The following is a 20984-nucleotide window of genomic DNA, read 5'->3' on the forward strand; positions in this document are numbered from 1 at the left end:
TTAGAGACGAGCACTAATTGCAAGAATTATAGCCCAGTAACTAAAAATAAAGACTTAGTTACTGGCTTTGTTAGCACTTAAGTGCTGCTATTTAACAATTAATCCGTAATCGTTATCTAAAATAGTAATTACTTCTTGGCGAGGATCTTTAGGGATCACAATATCTCTGCCTACAATTTTGCTCGCTATACCAACATAGGTGTTTGACACTTCAAGCATTACTGATTCTGGTAAAATATAATCTTTAGCTAATTGCTCACGCTCACTCATGCGATCTTTATTTAATAATACGTCACTCTCTGGCACATTATTAATAAGCAATTGTCGAAAACCCTCTTTAGAATTTTCAACAATTTTACCGTTTTTGTATGCAGCTTCATCCCAAATGCGTGACGAATCAGGCGTGCCTACTTCATCAATATATATAAGTTGTTGCGCGCCATTTAAATCCTCTACATAACCAAACTCAAATTTAGTATCTACAAAAATTTGGTTAAGCTTTGCTAATTCATCACTAATTAATTTAAAACCTTCAACTAACAGCTTTTCGTATTTGCTTACGTCATCTACCGATTTAAAGTTAAATACGTCTAAGTTATTAGTAATGTTAGCGCGAGTAATATTTACATCATCAACTGGCGGAATATCAGCAACGTCTTTAATAATACCTTTTGTTGATGGCGTAATTAAAACGTTATCAAGCTTTTGGTTCGCTTTTAAGCCTTCAGGCAAGTCAATACCACAAAAGTTACGTATGCCTTTAGCGTAGTCACGCCACATGCTACCCGTAATATATTGGCGAGCAATTGCCTCTACTTTTACAGTACTGGCTTTGCGTACAATCCACACATACGGATGCGGAATATCTACAATATGGTTACCCGCAAGGCCTGCTTTATCAAATAACTTAAACCAATGGGCTGCCACTGAGTTTAACGCTATACCTTTACCTGGTACGCCATTTAAACCATTTTCGCCTTGCCAAATGCAATCAAATGCAGAGATTCGGTCTGAAATAACCATAATCGCAAGCTCAGTACCTGTCGGCACTTGGTAGCCTTTGTCTTTAATTAATCGTGCGCTGTCTTCATCAGTTAACCAATAAACTGAACGAACTTTACCGCTGTGTACTTCACCTTTGGTACGAATGGGTAAATCATCGTTTACGTCTAAAACTTTATAGCTAGTCATGCTATCTCCGGGGTTAGGGATGCTCTTTGAGCAAAGTATGGTATGGGGTTATATGGGCTGTATAATAATCTAGCCAACCTCAAAGCTCAATCGGATGCTTAAAACAAATAAAGGCATATATTTATAAGCAAGTCGCAATGGGGTAAACTTAATGTGCTAACCAGCCTGAGGAGATAGCTTGAACTACTTAACTGCCACTAAAAATAAAAAATACTTGATGTATATTTCTCAGAATTATTCATACGCTATCTTGAGACCTTTGCAGGCGCAAATCTTGGCGCATGGTGGTGAAGTACGCTGGTTTTTGGCGGGTAACGAAGTAAACCCCGATTTTTTAACCACAAACGAGCAGCGTTTACATACCATAAAAGATGTTAAAAGTTGGGCTCCAAACATTACATTTATACCGGGCAATATAATTCCTGATTTTATTCCTGGTAAAAAAATAGCTGTATTTCACGGGTTTAATTCAGGAAAATTAAATCGAAAAGGGAAAGAAGACCACTTTAACATTCGTGGTTGTTACGATTTATATTGTACGCAAGGTCCAAATACAACAACCCGATTTAAAGAGCTAGCTAAGCAGCATGGTTTCTTTAAAGTAACTGAAACTGGCTGGCCAACGCTCGATCCACTTTTTAGCAATACTTCAAATAATCCTTATGTAAGTGACGACTCTCGCCCTACTTTACTTATATGCTCTACTTTCTCACGAAAGCTGTCACTTGCTCCTAAATTATATGAGCAAATAAAACATTTTAGTAAACAAGGTAAGTGGCGTATTTTGATCCAATTTCATCCTAAAATGCCTACCGAATGGGTTAATAAATACAAAACGCTGAGTAACGAAAATCTAACATTTATTGAAACCGATAACGTCTTGCCGTTACTGCAAGCTGCCGATGTTATGCTGTGCGATACATCGTCAGTTCTTTTAATGTTTTTACTACTACGTAAACCGGTAGTGACATTTTGCAATCAAAAACCACTTCCTCATTTACTCGATATTATCGACGCTGATGAAGTAGAAGCAGCTATTGAACATGCGCTTACTAAACCTAGTGATTTAATGCAATGTATTGAAAGCTATTGCCAAGAACTTCATCCATATACCGATGGTCAATCTAGCCAGCGCGTATTAAATGCAGCTAATGAATTTTTACAAAGTAACGATAAACTAAAATCCAAACCACTAAATATAATAAGACAACTAAAAATGCGTAAAGATCTAAACTATTGGGGTTGGTAACCAAATAATGATAAACCTAAAAAATGTTACTTTTAAGTGGCATAAAAACGATTCCTCACCCACGCTCAACATAAAAGAGCTAGTTATTGAAAAAGGCGAGCGTATTTTTTTGTATGGCCCTAGTGGCTCTGGTAAATCGACACTATTAGCAATTCTTGCTGGTATTAACACTGTCACTAGCGGTGAAGTGTTAATTTTAAATAAAAACCTCAGTACGCTAAGCAATACTACCCGTGATGCGTTTAGAGCGGATCACATTGGCTATATTTTTCAAAATTTTAACTTGCTCCCTTATTTATCACCTATTGAAAATATAACGCTTGGGTGTGAGTTTTCAAAAATCCGAAAACAAAAAATATTAAAGCAATCATCAAATAAAAGCGCTGCCTTACAAAATGAAGCGATACGGTTATTAAATGCTTTAGGGCTTACTGCGCAGTACCACAATAAAAACGTAGCAGAGCTTAGTATTGGACAACAACAGCGAGTTGCAGCCGCTCGCGCATTCATAGGCAGCCCTGAACTAATAATTGCTGATGAACCCACATCCGCACTGGACACTAACAATCGTGAGAGCTTTATAAAGTTACTGTTTGAGCAGGCAAAGTTATCTAATAGTACATTGGTGTTTGTGAGCCACGATGAAACACTAAAGCCTTTATTTAACAGCTCCATTGACCTTATAAATTTGCAGGAGCAGGTATGATCATCGCTAAACTTGCTTACAAAAGCTTATTAAATCGCCGCGCAAGTGTACTGCTTACATTATTCACTATCGCAATTAGTGTAATGCTACTTTTAAGTATTGAGCGTGTACGAATTGATGCTAAAAGTAGTTTTAGTAATACTATTTCGGGCACTGATTTAATTGTTGGTGCGCGTACCGGCGATATACAGTTGCTGCTTTCGTCAGTATTTAGAATTGGCCATACTAATAACGGCGTAAGTTGGAAAAGTTACGAATACATAACAAGTCAGCGAGGCGTAAACTGGAGTATACCTATAAGCCTAGGCGACAGCCATAAAGGCCAAGCGGTACTAGGCACAACACTTGATTACTTTAGCCATTATCGCTTTGCGAAAAAACAAAATTTAACCTTTAACAAAGGCCGTCCTTTTGCCGCAATTAACGAAGTGGTGCTAGGTAGTGAAGTCGCAAATAAATTAGGTTATAAACTTAACGACTCTATTGTTATATCGCACGGCATGGGGAACACAAGCTTTCATCATCATGACGATAACCCATTTAAAGTCGTCGGTGTTTTAAACCCTACAGGCACGCCTGTTGATAAAACGTTGCATATTCCTTTGGCTGCAATCGATTTAATTCACGGCGGTAAAGCTAGCCTTGTGCATGAGCATGAGCATGAGCATGACGAACATAACAACCTAGTTGGGCATCCAAAGCAAATTACAGCATTTTTAATGGGATTTAATTCGCCTTTGTACACACTACAAATTAGGCGCAATATAAATCAATATAAGCCAGAAGCCTTGCTTGGGATTATGCCAACCGTAACACTTAAAGAGTTATGGGAAATGCTCGCTATAGTAGAAAAAATACTTTTGCTATTCTCAGCTGTTGTCGTGTTAATTAGCCTACTTGGTATGTTAACGACATTGCTTGCAAACCTGAGCCAGCGACGTCGCGAACTTGCTATATTACGTTCGGTAGGTGCTCGCCCTTGGCATTTATTCACACTTATAAGTATTGAGTCATTACTGACAACTTTACTTGGTTGCCTAGTAGGTAGTGCGCTTTACTATTTAGCTATTTTTTCAGCCGGCGGTTACTTACAAAGTCATGCAGGTATAAGCGTAAATATCACGATGCTCTCTTACTATGAACTGGGCTTAATCGGGGTTATTATGGCTGCAGGTTTTATTATTGGCTTAATACCCGCTACTCGCGCTTATTTTTATTCACTCAGCGATGGTATGAGTATAAAAGCATAATTTTTAGGTATTTTATGACATTTTTTAAAACAGCTTTTCAGTACATTGCTGCTATTAACTTATTATTTATAAGCGTAGCGAGCTATGCCAATCCACCAAAAGAAATTTTTTGGGAAGACTTAATTCCTAAAAACCACGTGCAAATAGACACTCAAGCACAAGCTAATCACGAAGGTAGCGATCAAAATTGGGTGCAACCCGATTTAGATGCCCCTGTGGTAAAGGCACTTGATGGCCAATCGGTGAGTTTGCCAGGTTTTGTTGTGCCATTAGAAGGCGATAGCGAAGTCATTACTGAGTTTTTACTCGTGCCTTACTTTGGCGCCTGTATACACGTACCACCACCACCGCCAAATCAAATAGTCCATGTAACGATTAAAGGTGGCGTGCCTATAGATAGCTTGTACGACGCAATCGTTGTAACCGGAATAATAAGTACAGAAACATGGTCGGGCGAAATTGCGCAGGTAGGATATAAAATGAAAGCGGTCGGTGTAGCACCGTTTGAGCTTTAAAATAAAGGGCCCGCTTTTAAAGCTGGCCCTTAAATATCATTAAATTTAGAATCGATAAAATTCAAATAACTGAATACTCAAATAACTAGATAACTAGATAACTACTTTTGGCAATTTGAGCAAAAAATAGTACTGCGCTGCCCCAATCTAATTTCTTCTAATTCGTTTTCGCACGTCATACATGGCTTGCCTTTGCGCCCATATACTAATAACTCTTGAGCAAAATACCCTGGCTTACCATCACTTTGTGCAAAGTCTTTAAGCGTTGTACCACCTTGCATAATGGCCGCAGCAAGCGTGTCTTTTATAATAGGGATAAGTGCTTGATAACGTTTGAGCGATACTTTTCCCGCTTCTCGCTTGGGATGTATACCCGCTTTAAATAACGATTCATTCGCGTAAATATTACCAACACCAACCACCACTGCGTTATCCATAATAAATTGCTTTACGGGTACTTTTTTATTGCGCGATTGTTCGTACACGCGTTTAGCAAAAAAGTCATCAGTAAGCGGCTCAGGACCAAGCTTAGAGAGTAGCTTATGCACTTCACCAGGCTCTTGCCATAAGCAGCAACCAAAGCGACGAGGATCGTTTAAGCGCAGTGCTTTAGCGTTGCCAAAAATAAACTCTACATGGTCATGCTTTTTAAGCGGCTCACTTTTATCTACAACACGTAAATTACCTGACATACCCAAATGTAAAATAGTGCTTCCAAGCTCACAGTGTAAAAGTAAGTATTTAGCTCGTCGTTCAATACTAGTAACAATTAGCCCTTCAAGTTGATACACGTCATCTGGCACTGGCCAGCGCATACTGGCATTGTAAATATTTACCTTTGTAACAACTTGGTTTTGTACGTGGGGAGTGATGCCCATTCGGCTCACTTCTACCTCTGGTAATTCAGGCATTAATTAGACTCACTTTGTGAAAAATCAAAACTAGGAAATAACTGCTGTGCAGTTTTTAAATCGAGTGCGAGTATTCGTTGGCTACTCTTTTCGAGTAAGTAATATTGCCCATCGCCTTTATAAAGCAAATAAACCCAAGGTAAACTCTCGCCAGCCAGCTCAAATGTAGCAACATATAAAGGTGCATTAGGATTAAAAACAACAGATTCGTTAACACCCATTAACTGCGCGCTTTGCCACTGATTAATTAAATCACTAAGCTGCTGCTCAGATGCTTGCCACACAAGCGGTATGTCTTTTTGTAGTGGGGTTGTACGCCAGCTTGTTCCTATTCGCTCAATTTTTTGATCAACAAATTGCAGTGTGAGTACAAAACTTTGTTCGGGGAGTACAGCTTGTAACGCTGGCTTATCATCACCTCCCAAAAATTGCTTATGCCAGCCATTCAAAAAGAAGATCATAATCAACATCGAAAATATTATAACGTTGTTCCAACCTTTACGGCCCAGTCGCATATAAATACACCTAGTAAATTCAAGATTTTAAAGTGTAACTAAAACTTAATTGCGCTGTCTATATGTTAAAGGCCGCAGACTTTGTTAGAATATCGGCAAATTTAAAGGAGTTCCGTCAATGTCTATGTATGTAGTGGGCCATAAAATCCCAGATTCAGATTCTATTTGTGGTGCAATTGCACTGGCTTATTTAAAAAACCAAATTGATGAGCCTGCAATTCCAACTCGTCTTGGTGAAATTTCACCTGAAACTCAATTTATCCTTGATAAATTTGGCTTCGAAGCACCAGAGCTTAAATTAAGCTACGCGGGTGAAGATGTGTATATTGTAGATCACACAGAAAAAACACAAGCACCTGATGATATCGACCAAGCTCGCGTTGTTGGCGTGGTAGATCACCATAAATTAGGTGACTTAACATCATCTACTCCGCTTGAATGTTGGATTCGTCCTGTTGGTTGTTCAAACACCATTATTAAAATGATGTACGACTTCTACAGCGTAGAAATCCCTAAAGATATCGCGGGTATTATGATGTGTGCAATTTTAAGCGACACAGTCATATTTAAATCACCAACATGTACCACTGCCGATATTAAATGTGTTGAAGCGCTAGCTGAAATAGCAGGTATCGATGACTTTAAAGAATTAGGTATGGATATGTTCCGTGTTAAATCTGCGGTTGAAGACACACCTGCACGTGATCTAGTAATGCGTGACTTTAAAGATTTCAACATGAACGGTAACCTAGTAGGCATTGGCCAACTAGAAGTAATCGACCTTGCTGTTTTTGACGATATTAAAGCAGACCTTGCAGCCGATATTGCTAAGCTAAAAGTTGAAGGCAACCGCCACTCTGTATTTTTACTGCTTACCGATATAATGAAAGAAGGCTCAGAAATGCTAATTGTATCTGACGATGCAAACTTAGTTGAGCAGGCTTACGGTGTAAAACCAGAAAATGATAAAGTATGGTTAGATGGTGTACTAAGCCGTAAAAAGCAAGTAGTACCACCACTACAAGATGCATTCACAAAAATATAATGATACCTATTTTATTAAAACATGATTATTTTATCGCATTAAATAGCTCACTAATTTAATGCTATTGGTATAACGTTTTTTGATTTAAAAGCCTTGTTGGTTATGCCAACGAGGTTTTTTTATATCAATCCACTAATCATATTTTAAAAAACAAAAAACCCAGCCTAAGCTGGGTTTTTAAATTCTAAAAGAACTAAAATTACTTAATTTTAGCTTCTTTAAAAAGAACATGTTTACGAATCTTTGGATCAAACTTTTTGATTTCCATCTTCTCAGGCATGTTACGTTTGTTTTTGTCAGTAGTGTAGAAAAAACCAGTACCGGCAGTTGAAACTAAACGGATTTTATCGCGCATGATTCAGATCCTTAAACTTTAACGCCGCGAGCACGGATTTCTGTAAGAACCGTGTCGATGCCTTTTTTATCGATAATACGCATACCTTTAGTAGTAGTGCGTAATGTTACAAAACGTTTTTCACTTTCAACCCAAAAACGGTGTGTTTGTAGGTTAGGTAGGAAACGACGTCTAGTCGCGTTTCTCGCGTGTGAACGGTGATTACCAACCGCAGGACGCTTACCTGTAACTTGACATACTTTAGACATGTCTATATATCTCCAATAACTTCGCTCGAGCTTAATTTAATCTAAGGCCGTGTATTTCCGCCCTAGAGATAAATCGAAGGGCGCTCTTTATACAGCTTTTACAGGCAAAGATCAAACACTGATCTATCCAATCAGCTCATATATGTAAATTTGATAGCGGCTAATTATAAAGATCGAATGCCCTTAGGGAAAGTAAAAACTGCATTTAAATTAAACTAATTTGCCAAAACACGTTAAACAGCTCATTTTTAACACACTTCTGTATCTAACAAAGCTAAATCAGGCCTCGCTCGGCAAACGAAACACACGTTTCTCCACCAACAATGATGTGATCGAGCACACTTATGTCGACCAATTGCAGTGCTTGCTGCAATTTATTAGTAATAAGTTTGTCTGCTTGGCTCGGTTCTGCAATACCACTTGGGTGATTATGCGCAAAAATAACAGCTGCTGCATTATTTTTAAGGGCAGCCTTTACCACTTCACGCGGATAAACACTGGCAGAATTAATTGTGCCATAAAAAAGTATTTCGTCTTTTACTAATCTATTTTGACTATCTAGGTATAACACCATAAATACTTCTTGCTGCAAGCCTCGCATTTGAATGGTCAGGTAATCGTAAACTGAGTTTGGCGAATTAAACACCGCATCTCGTTGGCAACGCTCCTGCATATAGCGTTGGCTTAGCTCTAATACAGCTTGTAGTTGTACATATTTAGCAGTTCCTAACCCCTTTTGAGAGCAAAACTCCTCAATACTGGCATTAAACAAATTATGCAGTGTTTTATTCTCGTTTAATAAATGCTGAGCCAACTCAATTACATTCATTCCTGGCAACCCTGTTCGTAAAAATATAGCAAGAAGCTCTGCGTCACTGAGCGCTTTAGCCCCTTTCGCGATGAGCTTTTCACGAGGTCGAAGTGAGTTTGGTAGTGAAGTAAGTTGCATTATTCATCCTTGAGAGGCGAAAGTGTCTTATAAATGTAATGCAAATTTAAAATTTAGCCTGTTATTTCGAATTAAAAAACTTCGCTGTACGGGTAAAGATTTGTTATTTTAAGCGCAATATTTAATAAGACTGATGAACAACCATGACTAACTTAACAAACAAAAAAATTGTACTAGGTATTACCGGCGGCATTGCAGCTTATAAATGTGCAGAGCTCGTTAGGCGATTAAAAGACGCTGGTTGTGAAGTAAAAGTAGTTATGACTGAATCAGCTAAGCACTTTATTACCCCTTTAACTATGCAAGCCGTTAGTGGCGAAACTGTCTCAGACTCGTTACTTGACCCTTCTGCTGAAGCTTCAATGGGACATATTGAATTTGCAAAATGGGCTGACTTAATTTTAGTCGCCCCAGCTACCTGTAATATTATTGCTAAAATGGCAGCCGGCATTGCTGACGACCTACTAACAACGTTACTGCTAGCAACGCCTGCAAAAGTCGCAGTTGCACCTGCCATGAACCAGCAAATGTATGCACACTCAGCGACACAAGCCAATTTGGCCACATTAAAAGCACGCAACGTACTTATTTGGGGCCCAGGTAAAGGTGAGCAAGCATGTGGCGATGTAGGCGCTGGACGTATGCTAGAGCCACATGACCTAGTTGCGCTATGTACAGCAAAAGAGCAACCGCAATTACTTGCAGGAAAGACAATTACAATAACAGCAGGCCCAACGCGTGAGCCTCTCGATCCGGTACGTTTTATATCAAATCACAGTTCAGGAAAAATGGGTTATGCACTGGCAGAGGCCGCTTTGCAACTCGGTGCTACGGTTAATTTAATTTCGGGTCCTGTTACGATTAAAGCGCCTCTTGGCGTAAATTTAATAAATATTGAAAGCGCTGAGCAGTTACTAAATGAATCATTAATTTATGCACCACAGTCAGATGCATTTATTGGCTGCGCCGCTGTAGCAGATTATCGAGCAGCAGAAATTGCGACTCAAAAAATGAAAAAGCAAGGCGACGAACTCACTCTTACTTTAACTAAAAACCCTGACGTAATTGCAGCTATTGCCAACCTTAAACAAAACCGTCCTTATACTGTGGGGTTTGCCGCCGAAACTCAAAATGTAGAAAGCTATGCGAAAGGTAAACTAAAAAATAAAAATCTAGATATGATTTGTGCTAATGACGTATCAAAAAGTGGCTTAGGGTTTAATTCCGATCATAATGCTTTAACACTATACTGGCATAACGAACAACTTGAATTACCAACAACAAGTAAAATAGAAATAGCTCGCAAGGTGATCGAACAGCTGGCCAAACATCTATAAAAGGCTGGAAACAAACTGAATAAAACATTAACATACGCCATTCATTTGAACAAAAAATGACTAGGGTTCTTAACTGCGCCACTAAGAATAACTAATAAAAAGGAATGTTCATGCCTGCGACAAAAAGAAGTAATCGCAAAGAGCAAATACTGCAAGCACTCGCACAAATGTTAGAAACTAATTTAGGCCAACGCATCACTACAGCAAAACTAGCTGCTGAGGTGGGTGTGTCTGAAGCCGCGCTATACCGTCACTTTCCGAGCAAAGCGCGTATGTTTGAGGGCTTAATTGAGTTTATTGAAGATACCCTTTTATCTCGTATAAATATTATTATTGAAAACGAAAAAGAAAGCCAAACGCGCATTTATAACATTCTATTATTACTTCTAACCTTTGCTGAAAAAAACCCAGGTATTACTCGTATTTTAACGGGTGATGCTCTGCAAGGTGAGCAAGAACGTTTGCGAGAACGTGTACAAACCTTGTTTGAAAAACTAGAAACTCAGTTTAAACAAGTACTTCGTGAGCGTAAATTACGTGAAGGTAAAAACTTTCAAAGTGATGAGCTTACACTTGCAAACTTTTTACTCGCCTACGTTGAAGGCAAAATGAATCAGTTTGTACGTAGCGACTTTAAAGCAAAACCAAGTGTTCAATTTGAAAAACAGTGGCTTGAGCTACAAAAAATTTGGCTGTAATTTTTTGCTAAATTAATAAATTGAATACTAAAAAACGACCTACGGGTCGTTTTGTCGTATGTAGCTGCCATTTATCTGATCCGCTCGAATTATGAACCAAACTCGTTACAATGAAACAATGTCATAATACGAGAATCAATAATGAAAACAAAACTCACCTTATTAAGCACGGCACTCATTGCCAGCTTAACTAGCACCGGCATACACGCCAAAGAATCGCTACAATTTAAAGACGTATTTAGTTTTAAATCAGCTAAAAGCACACAACTATCTGACAATGGTCAAGTACTCACTTTTAGTGCAACGCCGTATCGTGGAAATGCAACTGGTCAAGTTTACTCACTACAAAGCAATACACTCATCGCAGAAGTAGAGCGCGGCATTAAGCCTCATATTAACAAAGCCGCTAACTGGGTCGCTTTTACACAAGTACCTACCTTACTTGAAAAAGAAACAACTAAGAAAAAAGACACCCTTAAAAATAACTTGGTACTCGTAAACACACAATCAGGTGCCCAACAAAGCTTTGCTGATGTAAAAGATTACACATTATCTGATGACGGTATGTGGCTAGCTTATCGTTTAAATAAAAAAGACGATGACGTAAAAGTAGAAGATAAAACTGATAGCACTAAAAACGAAGAAGATAACGCTATCACGCCCGATAAAAAAGATAAGAGCTATGCGCTTGTTATCGTAAATTTATCTGATAAACGCACCCATACAATAGAAAACGTATTTAGCTACGCTATTAACTCAGCTAACAGCCAACTATTAGTGAGCCAAAGTTACAGCGATGGTAATAACAACCAAATAGCGTTAATTGAGCTAAGTGACTTTAATAGCAGTGTATTAATTGATGAACCAGGCGTAATCGCAAATAAAATAGCGTGGCACCCAACTGACAATATTGCAGCGTTTACATTGGGTAACTATGTAAATGATGACACGCGCCGTCGTAGCTACACTTTACAGCTATATAAAAACGAGAAGCTTGTAACTATAGATTCACCGAATAAAGCATGGACGTTAGGGAAAACAGCCACCCTTGAATGGTCAGAAAATGGCGAGCGTTTATATTTTGAAAACCATCCAAAGCTTGCTGCTAAAGTTAAGGCTAAAGAATATACTGATGAAGCCTCATTGTACGACTTTGATACCATACGTGAACATAAAGGTTTAGATGTATGGCACAACAACGATGCGCAAATAAAACCGCGTGAAGAGCAGCAATGGAACGAAGTTAATAAAAATCGCCATTACAGTGCGGTGTATCACGTTAACTCGCAAAAAGTGGTACAGCTAAGTACCACTAATATGCCTGAGGTTGCACTAAACCCTCAGCGAGATGTATCTTTACTTGGTTCATCTAACATCCCTTACCTAGAAAAAATAATGTACGGCGGTTTTTTTGCTGATTACTTTGCAATAAATATAAACACCGGTAAACAAACTCCAATTATTAGTAACTACCCGTTTAGACCGAGCCTTGCCCCTAATGGTGAGTTTGCGGCTTATTTTAGCGATAGCCAAATACAGCTAAAAGATTTAAAAAATAATAAAGTAACACCGCTTACAAAAGCGATTCAGGCAACCTTTGCTGATGATAAACACGACTACCCATCTACTCAACCGGGTTATGGTTTTGCTGGTTGGATGACCGACAGCAGCCAAGTGCTTGCTTATAGTAAATACGATATTTGGGCATTTGACGTAAAAACGCAGCAAGCAAAACGCTTAACTAATGGTAAGCAAAGCAATACGCAGTACCGTGTTATTAAGCTTGATAAAACCCAAGTGGGCTTTAAAAAAGGCGATACATTACTTGTCTCTGCTATTAACTTGCAAACTAAACAAAGCGAAGTTGCAAAGCTCGACTTAACCACTAACACAATAACTAACGTGCTTAGCGGTAATAAACGCTTTGATGTAGTTAAAAAAGCCAAAAAGGCTGACAAGTACTTGTTCACCTCGCAAACTTATAGCCAATTTCCTGATTACTACCAAACAGATTTTAGCTTTAGCGCACCAAAAAAAGTGACCACGCTAAACCCACAAATTAGTAATTTTGCATGGGGAGAAAAGCCAGAACTAATAAGCTATAAAGGCTTTGACGGCGAAGATTTACAAGGCGTACTAATAAAACCAGCGGGCTATAAAAAAGGCGATAAAGTACCTGTAGTTGTGTATTTTTATCGTTATATGAGTCAACGCATGTTTGATTTTCCAAAAATGGAATTAAACCATCGCCCTAATTTCCCTATGTTTACCTCAAACGGCTATGCGGTATTTTTACCTGATATTCGCTTTGAAATAGGTCACCCTGGTAAATCCTCAACGCAAACCATGATAAACGCTACCCAAAAATTAATAGATTTAGGCATAGCTGACCCAGATAAAATAGGCTTACAAGGTCACTCTTGGGCAGGTTATCAAAGTGCGTTTATGATAACCCAAACAGATATGTTTAAAGCGGTTGTATCGGGCGCGCCAGTATCAAACATGACAAGTGCTTACAGTGGCATACGTTTAAAATCGGGTCTTGCTCGTCAGTTTCAATACGAAACAGGGCAAAGCCGTATTGGCAAAAACTTATTTGAAGCACCAGAGCTTTACATAGAAAACTCACCAGTATTTTTTGCAGACAAAGTTAATACGCCTATCTTAATAATGTCTGGCGACAAAGATGATGCAGTACCTTGGCATGAAAGCGTACAGTATTATTTAGCGCTACGCCGTGCAGGAAAAGACGCTACATTTTTACAATACGAAGGTGAACCACACCACTTGAAAAAGTTTCCTAATCAGGTCGATTTTTCAGTGCGTATGATGCAGTACTTTGATCATTACTTAAAAGGCAAACCAGCTGCAAAGTGGATGACACAAGGCGAGGCATTTCTAAAGGAATGATACTAATGTAATTGGTATAAACAACACTAAAAAAGCCGATATTGCATAAACAATATCGGCTTTTTTATTTTAAAGTTTCTATTACTTATACCAATTCGCTTAATTAAGTGAGCTATTTTGAGGCTGGAAAAACGTGTTGATAGCTAGGCAAAAAACTCGCTATTTAGTTGTTCTAAATGAGATTTTTTTAACGCAGGTAGCGACACGTTTAGCCCCGCAAAATGATTAAGTATTATTGCGGATTGGTATTAAGCTACAAACACAACTCTCTAAATGGCAATGTGGCTGCGCCAATTGATACCGGAAAATTATCAATATTAGAAACCACCAGCTTTGGCATAGGGCGTTTAGCGCCACGTCTAAATTGTGCATAAACCTCAGTTCGTGCAATAACTTTTTCAGCCAACTCTTTTGGAATATGGCCACCAATAATAATCGCTTCAGCATCTAATAATGCAGAGCAACAGGTTGCCACTAAATCAAATGAGTCTTGAACTTTAAACAGCCACTCTTCAACGCCAGGCCAATCGGGGTCAAAGTTGTCATGCAGGTCGTAAATAGAAGTAACCGCTACGCCATTTTTTTTCAAAATACGTTTTAGTAATTCAAGATTAGGGTGCGCATATAATTTAGGCGGTAGCATGTCGCCAAGCTCACCTGCGTTTCCGTATGTACCGCGCAGTACGTCGCCATTATTTACAATACCGCCACCAAATGCGGCCGATACAAACATATAAACAAAGTTTTTGTACTCACGACCAATACCTGCAACGCCCTCGCCTGCAGCTGCGCCTGTAGCATCGTTAACAACCCAAGTAGGGAGCTGAAAATGCTGCGACACAATATCGATAATATCAACCTGCGACCACTCTTCTAGCATATGGTGGGTATTCATTTTCCCATCCATTGAGCTAAAAAAGCCAGAGATACCCACGCCCATTCCTAGTACTTTTTCACTTGGAATGTCACGCTCAGCGCTTATTTCTTCCACCAGCTTTTGTGCACACTTAAGCACATTATTAATGCTCATATCCGACATTAGCTGCATATGGGTGTACACAACCTTTCCCGTAAAATCCATTACAGCAATCGAAATGGCATCAAGCAAAATAGCTAAGCCAAAGGTAAATCCGTAATCGGGGTTAAGGGCAATGCCAAACCCCGGCTTACCTTTTTTATTCGGAATAAGCGTATCGCTTTGTACAATTACACCGTGCTGGGTTAACGACTTAAGTAAACGCGACACAGTTTGCTGTGGAATACGAGTTGCGCTCACAATATGACTTTGAGTTACGCACTTTTCCCAAAACACCACTTTTATAATATCGCGCTCAATATCTTGAAAAAGCTTTTCGCCTTTTCCAAGCTCAAAACCAGAGCGTAATAAGTTACTGTTGTTTAACGAAAACATAGGTATTAACCCTAACAAAATTGGAGCACAAGATTACGTGAAACCATTATAAAGAACAAGTGGGCAAACTGCGCCTACTCAATCACTATCACTCTAAAATCATTCACATTTGTGTTAGTTGGCCCAGTAATAATTAAATCATCAATTGCTTTAAAAAACTGATGGCTATTATGTCCTTCTAATTGCGCTTGAAGGCTCTCTCCTGCGCTTTGTGCCCGTGTAACCGTTGTGCTATTTATGTAAGCACCCGCTACATCTTTACTACCATCTACACCATCGGTATCACAAGCAAGTGCGTAAATACCCGCTTCGCCATTAAGCGCCTCAGCCAACGCCATTAAGTATTCTTGATTGGGCCCGCCATCGCCATAAACATCAGCAACGGTTACTGTAAGCTCGCCGCCTGAGAACAACATAACGCGCTTGCCTTGGCCTTTTTGCTCAAGAGCGATAGCCGCATGTTGCTTTGCAACTTCTTTAGCCTCGCCTTGAATATCATACCCTAGTACCTGAGTTTCCCAGCCTTCATGCTGTGCAACACTTATAGCGCTATCAATAGCATGCTGCGCGTTTGCAACAATAAAGTGCTCACCTATGGTATCGGCAGCTCGTTCTTGCTCAGGTTTTAATAAATGTGCTTCAACCTCTGCAATTACCGGCCAATTGTACTTTTGTAAAATAGCCAGTGCATCAGCTTTAGTACTGCCATCGCTAATAGTAGGACCAGACGCTATATCACTTGGTTTATCCCCTACTACATCTGAAATAATAAGCGTAACGTAATCCGACTTAGCAGCCTGCGCTAGCTTACCGCCTTTAACAAGTGACAACTGCTTACGTACTACATTTATTTCATCAACGCTTGCACCACTTCTAAGTAAAAACTGATTAAGCTTTTGCTTTTGTGAAAAAGGCACATCGTCAACAGGAAGGCACATCAACGACGAACCGCCCCCCGAAATAATAAACAAAATAGGAATATCAGCCGGATTATTTTTTACAAGCTCCAATAACTCTTTGCCAGCAGCTAAGCTGTTATCGTCTGGTGTTGGGTGGTTCGCACTAAGCACTTTAATTCGCCCAGTATCGCCGCTACTTTCGTAGCCATAACGCGTTACCACTGCGCCAAAGCATTTATCACCATAAAAGCGATTAACTTCGGCGGCCATTTCAGCGGCGGCTTTACCCGCCCCTACTACACACAATCCTTTGCTTGCATCTATGTTTTCTAAATACTTACTCATGCAAGCGCTGGGTTTACAGGCATTTACCGCAGTGGTAAATAAATCAATTAAAAACGATTTTTTAGAATCCATTAGTCACAGCTCACGAAAAAATTGAAGGAATAGCTAAACAAATTAATATCATCACAATAAACATGCTAAGTAGCATAACGATATCTTTGCCAGTTAAAATTGAGTTTGATATTGTCTCGGCATTTTGTACTTTTGTGACTTCGTTCACTTCTCGTGGAATTAAACGACTCGTGACATAAATAATCACAGCGGCGCTGACAAAGCCTATAAAATTCCACCAAAACCAGAAAATATCAGGCGCAAATACCGACACCAACAAGTTAATTAATACACCACTAATTAAGCCAATATTGGCATGTAGTGCAGCACTGCGTTTACTTAGTACAGCAACTAAAAATACCGCCAGTATTGGGCCATAAAATAACGAGCCGACTTTGTTAATAGCTTCAATAATAGTTGGGGCTATGTCACCGGCAAAAAGTGATAACACTAAGGTAATTGCGCCCCATGCTAAGCCTAAGTATTTAGCCAGTTTTAAATACGTTGGTTGGTCTAACTCTTTATTAGAAATACGGCTGTAGTCTTCAATACTTACGGCCGAAAGTGAATTAATTGCAGAGCTAAGTGACGACATCGCTGCCGACAAAATAGCGACAACTAACAAACCAATTAAGCCGTGCGGCAAGTAATCTAAAATAAATATAGGCATCATCCAATCAGGGTTATCGGCTGGAATTTTTGCTAAGAATTCAGGGTTACTCATTGCCAGTGTGCCAACAATTAAACCCGACACACAATATAAAATAGTAATAGGAAAGCGCACTACACCATTTGCTAAAATCATGTAGCGTAGATTTTTAGGATTCTTTGCACTGAGCGCACGTTGCGCTTGCGTTTGGTCACACCCGTAGTAAGAGGCGTAAAGTACCACACCACCAAAAATCATCGGTAAAAAGCCAAAGCCATCACCGCTAAAACCAAATGAATCAAACTTAATCGCTTCTAATCGGCTCGAATCAACATTGGCAATAAAGGTATCAACGCCACCTAAGTGATAAAGCCCAAATCCGATACAAGCAATAGTACCTAGTACAATGATGATCATTTGAATCGCATCACCGTACACTACCGCTTTCATCCCACCTTGTAGTGAATATAAAACGGTTATAACACCCGTTAGTACAATGGCCTGCCATGCTTCTATTCCCATGGTGCCTTGTAGAATAAGCGATACCGCGTAAATCATAATGCCGGTGGCAAACGCACGGCTAAATTGAAACACCACACTAATAAGTACACGGGTCGAGCGCCCAAAGCGCATTTCTAAATAATCGTAAATACTGACAATGCCGCTCTTATAAAGCTTGGGTAAAATAGTCGCTAAAATTAAAATCATCGCCAGCGGAACACCCAGCTCATACGAGAGCCATTGCATACCACCACCTTCACGTAAACCAACAAATGCAGGAGCCGAAATAAAGCTAATAGCCGAAAGTTGAGTGGCCATTACCGACAAAGCTAAAGGCTTCCAACCTAAGCTTTTACCCCCTAAAAAGTAATCATTTTTATTGGTTTGTTCGCGTAGCATAAATCCCATTACCAGTAAGGCACCAAGATAAAGAGCAACTATTGAAAAATCTAATATATTCATAATTAATTCGCGTATTCACAATATGAAAACACTGCGCCTTTTCAAAATTAAAATACTAAACGGCTACCTGCCCTTACCTTTTTAATAAACGAGCCTAGTCAAAAAGGTAAACCTGTAACTAACTTAGCTGAAAAATGCATCACAATGCAAAAAGCCTATTAACCCAAAAGTGAGTTAATAGGCATAAAGCATTTATTTAAAAGTCGTATTTAACTCTTAAAGTAACGCGTCGTGGGAGAATCGGGCGACCTACAAAGTATGGATTATCTGCCGTTTGGCTATTACCTAAACGTGGCGAACCTTCAGTAACACCGTCAGAATCAAACAGGTTAAATACCCCAACGCTTAAGCGTACTGTTTGCTCTGGTGCAACTTGCCAGTTATAACCTGCATCAAATCTAAATAAGTGGAATGAATCGAGCTCTACCGAGTTTGCATCGTTAGCAAAGTTTTTACCTGTAAAGTTATGATAAATAGAAGCATCCCAGTCATCTGTGGTATAGCTTATAGATGTATTGAATAGTATTTTTGGTTTACGACGTAACTCGTTACCAATAATAGAGGGGTCTGAATCAAATTCTGTAAATTCGTGATCGGTATAGGTCATGTTGGCATCAACAGCCCACTCATCGGTAATATCGTAACGACCTGTAAGCTCAACACCCGTTGCTTTAGTTGACTGCATTACTGGCAGCTCTAGTACGCCACCGTTACCATCGTTTACAAAGTCTACGCTGCGTCTATCTTTTAAGTCTGTTCTAAATAAAGCAACACTACCGCTAAAGTCGTTATCAAAAAACTTAACACCTAATTCGCCCTGCTCTACAATTTCAGCCTCGTAACTAGCTGGTTCGCCTAAATCATTAAACTGAATCCCCCTAATTTCAGGGAAGAAAAACCCGCGAGATGCATTAGCATATACATTTAAATTATCTGTTAAGCGATATAACGCCGCCCCTGATACAGCAAATTCAGACGTGTCGACTTCGCCGTAAGTCATTACACCACTGCCCGTAGTGTTTACTTGTAAGTTAGATGCAAGTGATGGGTCGTTATTTATTTGTACAACTTGGCTGCCTTCGCGGCTAATTTTGCCTTCAATTTCTTCGTAGCGAACACCAAAGTCAAAAATCCAATCGTCACTTTCCATTTGATCCGCTACGTACAATGCTCGGCGGGTAGCGCTAATGGTTTGGTTAGTATAAGAAATACCAGGGCCACTAATACCATTTTGTGTGTACTGAACCTCGTCGCCATTAACATCGGTATACGTTAAGTCGATTAAGCGAGGGTTGTTATTAAACTCACCTAAGTAAGTTGTAATAACGTTGTCATCGTCGGCTTCACTGTGAGAGAAAAATGTACCGACTGTAATATCATGGCTAAAATCACCTACAAAAATACTTTTGATGATATTAAATTCTGCAGAAAAGTCTTCAGCCGGGCGGTCGCGGTCTAAAATTCGGTTAGCAAATAGTAAGTCATCACTTGCAAGTGCTACACCTGAATTAACATAAGAAAACTCAGCACCGCTTGCATCACCTAGCCCCCGGTTAGCTAAAAAATCGTCTTGGCTTTCAGGTACATTAATAATACCGTCGCCGTCTAAAAATAGATTAAATTCGTGTTGGTACTTAGCGTATTTACTGCGCATATTAATGGCAAAATCGTTAGCGAGTTCTTTTTCAAACACCACTGAAATAGAGCCACCTTTAGTAACGACACCATCGCTGATTGGCGATTCGTAACGACCATTTGCTGTATCGTATGTTAAGTTAGATACTTGCGCCGTTTGCAGTGACTCAACTTCACGACCATCGTTACCAATTAAGCGCTCGCGGCTGTCGCCATCAAGTGGAATAGGTAAGTAAAACTGCGCTTGGTCGTCAATGTACTGTCCGTAAACAGTAAATGAGCCAGAGCCATCATCAAATTCTTTACGAATATTACCACGCCACTGTGTACCTTTAGTCTCAAGGCCTGTATCTAAAGGACCCTCGTCGTAGCGGTAAAAACCAGAAAGCGCGTAATATAAGCCATCTTCGTTAAGTGGACCGCTCGTTGCAAAATCTAAGCGAGTACGTCCTTGGTCAGAAAGCTCCATTTGTACGGTACTTTGCGGATCGTCACTGCCCGTTTTAGAAATATAGCTAATAATGCCGGCCACAGAACCTTGACCAAATAAATTAGATACCCCACCACGCACAAACTCTACGCGCTCAATACCCAAATCATTACGGTAATACACATCAAACGCTGATGAGTTCAAACCAAAAACACTCAAACTAGGTGAACCATCATAAGACAGCGGCGTAAACTGAAACTGACCCGATGAAGGTAGTCCTCTAACTTGTAGGTTAGTAGCGACTTCACCGCCACCGCCCTCTACTTTAATACCCGGAATATAGCGAAGCACATCCGCTTGGCTACTTGAAGACAGCTTTACCAGCTCGTCTTCGCTAATAGATGTTACTGATTGAGGAGTGTCTGAAATAACACGCCCTTTACTGGTACCAGAGACGATAATACGCTCAACGTTGTTAGCTTTTTTTGCTGTATCTGGTGCAGCTTCTTCTGCTGCATAAGCGCCCTGTGCAAGGCATAAAGATACAATAGAGGCGATCGTTGTTTTATTCACGGGTATTCTCCAATTGTGCTAGTTGTCTGTGTGTATTTACTTAGAGTGTGGCTAAGCAAAGCCGAAATAATCAAGTAAACATGTTAGTTTTTTGTTACTTCGAACAGGATTTAAGCACAGAAAAAAAACATTTACAACCCATAATGAGT

18 protein-coding genes are annotated in these 20984 nt (G+C 39.6%); 8 read left to right on the top strand and 10 right to left on the bottom strand.

What is annotated here, in order from left to right; all coding sequences use genetic code 11:
• Positions 1 to 87: 87 nt before the first annotated feature.
• Positions 88 to 1191, bottom strand: a complete 1104-nt coding sequence (locus I6E80_RS10635; protein WP_197185518.1) for a phosphoribosylaminoimidazolesuccinocarboxamide synthase — start codon at positions 1189 to 1191, stop codon at positions 88 to 90.
• Positions 1192 to 1369: 178 nt separating this feature from the next.
• Between I6E80_RS10635 and I6E80_RS10640 the strand changes: the two genes are divergently transcribed.
• Genes I6E80_RS10640 through I6E80_RS10655 form a run of 4 tightly spaced genes read left to right on the top strand, consistent with a single transcriptional unit; the run spans position 1370 to position 4911 of the window.
• Positions 1370 to 2440 (top strand): CDP-glycerol glycerophosphotransferase family protein, encoded by a 1071-nt coding sequence (locus tag I6E80_RS10640; protein WP_197185519.1) that lies wholly within the window; start codon positions 1370 to 1372, stop codon positions 2438 to 2440.
• Between the two features lie 7 nt (positions 2441 to 2447).
• On the top strand, positions 2448 to 3146 hold the full coding sequence (locus tag I6E80_RS10645; protein WP_197185520.1) for an ABC transporter ATP-binding protein: 699 nt from the start codon (positions 2448 to 2450) through the stop codon (positions 3144 to 3146).
• On the top strand, positions 3143 to 4396 hold the full coding sequence (locus tag I6E80_RS10650; RefSeq protein WP_197185521.1) for an ABC transporter permease: 1254 nt from the start codon (positions 3143 to 3145) through the stop codon (positions 4394 to 4396). The genes I6E80_RS10645 and I6E80_RS10650 overlap by 4 nt, the downstream gene beginning before the upstream one ends.
• 14 nt (positions 4397 to 4410) lie before the next feature.
• Positions 4411 to 4911, top strand: coding sequence for a DUF3299 domain-containing protein (locus I6E80_RS10655; RefSeq protein ID WP_024598923.1), 501 nt, complete (start codon positions 4411 to 4413; stop codon positions 4909 to 4911).
• Positions 4912 to 5012: 101 nt separating this feature from the next.
• Here the strand turns inward: I6E80_RS10655 and mutM are convergent, their stop codons facing one another.
• Together mutM and I6E80_RS10665 are read right to left on the bottom strand one after the other, a co-directional pair.
• On the bottom strand, positions 5013 to 5822 hold the full coding sequence (mutM, locus tag I6E80_RS10660; protein ID WP_197185522.1) for a bifunctional DNA-formamidopyrimidine glycosylase/DNA-(apurinic or apyrimidinic site) lyase: 810 nt from the start codon (positions 5820 to 5822) through the stop codon (positions 5013 to 5015).
• Positions 5822 to 6337 carry a hypothetical protein gene (locus I6E80_RS10665; RefSeq protein WP_170072406.1) on the bottom strand — a complete coding sequence of 172 codons (516 nt, stop codon included), beginning with the start codon at positions 6335 to 6337 and terminating at the stop codon, positions 5822 to 5824. The genes mutM and I6E80_RS10665 overlap by 1 nt, the downstream gene beginning before the upstream one ends.
• 118 nt (positions 6338 to 6455) lie before the next feature.
• Between I6E80_RS10665 and I6E80_RS10670 the strand changes: the two genes are divergently transcribed.
• Positions 6456 to 7382, top strand: a complete 927-nt coding sequence (locus I6E80_RS10670) for a manganese-dependent inorganic pyrophosphatase (RefSeq protein ID WP_010553321.1) — start codon at positions 6456 to 6458, stop codon at positions 7380 to 7382.
• 199 nt (positions 7383 to 7581) lie between these two features.
• Here I6E80_RS10670 and rpmG read toward each other — a convergent pair whose 3' ends face one another.
• The 3 genes from rpmG to radC all read right to left on the bottom strand — a co-directional run bounded on the left by rpmG (position 7582) and on the right by radC (position 8934).
• A complete protein-coding gene (gene rpmG / locus I6E80_RS10675; RefSeq protein WP_004335545.1) occupies positions 7582 to 7737 on the bottom strand; it encodes a 50S ribosomal protein L33 in 156 nt (51 codons plus the stop codon).
• An 11-nt stretch (positions 7738 to 7748) separates the two neighbouring features.
• On the bottom strand, positions 7749 to 7985 hold the full coding sequence (rpmB, locus tag I6E80_RS10680) for a 50S ribosomal protein L28 (RefSeq protein ID WP_004335549.1): 237 nt from the start codon (positions 7983 to 7985) through the stop codon (positions 7749 to 7751).
• Between the two features lie 274 nt (positions 7986 to 8259).
• Positions 8260 to 8934, bottom strand: a complete 675-nt coding sequence (gene radC / locus I6E80_RS10685) for a DNA repair protein RadC (protein ID WP_024598926.1) — start codon at positions 8932 to 8934, stop codon at positions 8260 to 8262.
• A gap of 143 nt (positions 8935 to 9077) precedes the next feature.
• Between radC and coaBC the strand changes: the two genes are divergently transcribed.
• From coaBC to I6E80_RS10700, 3 genes are all read left to right on the top strand, one after another.
• Complete coding sequence (gene coaBC, locus I6E80_RS10690; RefSeq protein ID WP_197185523.1) at positions 9078 to 10271, top strand: bifunctional phosphopantothenoylcysteine decarboxylase/phosphopantothenate--cysteine ligase CoaBC; 1194 nt, start codon at positions 9078 to 9080, stop codon at positions 10269 to 10271.
• 110 nt (positions 10272 to 10381) lie between these two features.
• Positions 10382 to 10969: a nucleoid occlusion factor SlmA gene (slmA, locus tag I6E80_RS10695; protein WP_004335558.1), complete on the top strand. Its 588-nt coding sequence runs from the start codon at positions 10382 to 10384 to the stop codon at positions 10967 to 10969.
• A 141-nt stretch (positions 10970 to 11110) separates the two neighbouring features.
• Positions 11111 to 13879: a prolyl oligopeptidase family serine peptidase gene (locus I6E80_RS10700; protein WP_197185524.1), complete on the top strand. Its 2769-nt coding sequence runs from the start codon at positions 11111 to 11113 to the stop codon at positions 13877 to 13879.
• Between the two features lie 253 nt (positions 13880 to 14132).
• Here the strand turns inward: I6E80_RS10700 and I6E80_RS10705 are convergent, their stop codons facing one another.
• From I6E80_RS10705 to I6E80_RS20615, 4 genes are all read right to left on the bottom strand, one after another.
• Positions 14133 to 15290, bottom strand: a complete 1158-nt coding sequence (locus tag I6E80_RS10705) for an ROK family transcriptional regulator (protein ID WP_024597710.1) — start codon at positions 15288 to 15290, stop codon at positions 14133 to 14135.
• A 74-nt stretch (positions 15291 to 15364) separates the two neighbouring features.
• Positions 15365 to 16606 (bottom strand): glycerate kinase, encoded by a 1242-nt coding sequence (locus I6E80_RS10710; RefSeq protein WP_197185525.1) that lies wholly within the window; start codon positions 16604 to 16606, stop codon positions 15365 to 15367.
• Between the two features lie 10 nt (positions 16607 to 16616).
• Positions 16617 to 18197, bottom strand: coding sequence for a sodium:solute symporter (locus I6E80_RS10715; protein ID WP_197185526.1), 1581 nt, complete (start codon positions 18195 to 18197; stop codon positions 16617 to 16619).
• 196 nt (positions 18198 to 18393) lie between these two features.
• Entirely contained in the window at positions 18394 to 20835 is a 2442-nt protein-coding gene (locus I6E80_RS20615) for a TonB-dependent siderophore receptor (RefSeq protein ID WP_197185527.1), read from the bottom strand.
• Between the last annotated feature and the right edge of the window lie 149 nt (positions 20836 to 20984).

Origin of the sequence: Pseudoalteromonas sp. NSLLW218, from assembly GCF_015864775.1 — a bacterium.
Lineage (GTDB): Bacteria > Pseudomonadota > Gammaproteobacteria > Enterobacterales > Alteromonadaceae > Pseudoalteromonas.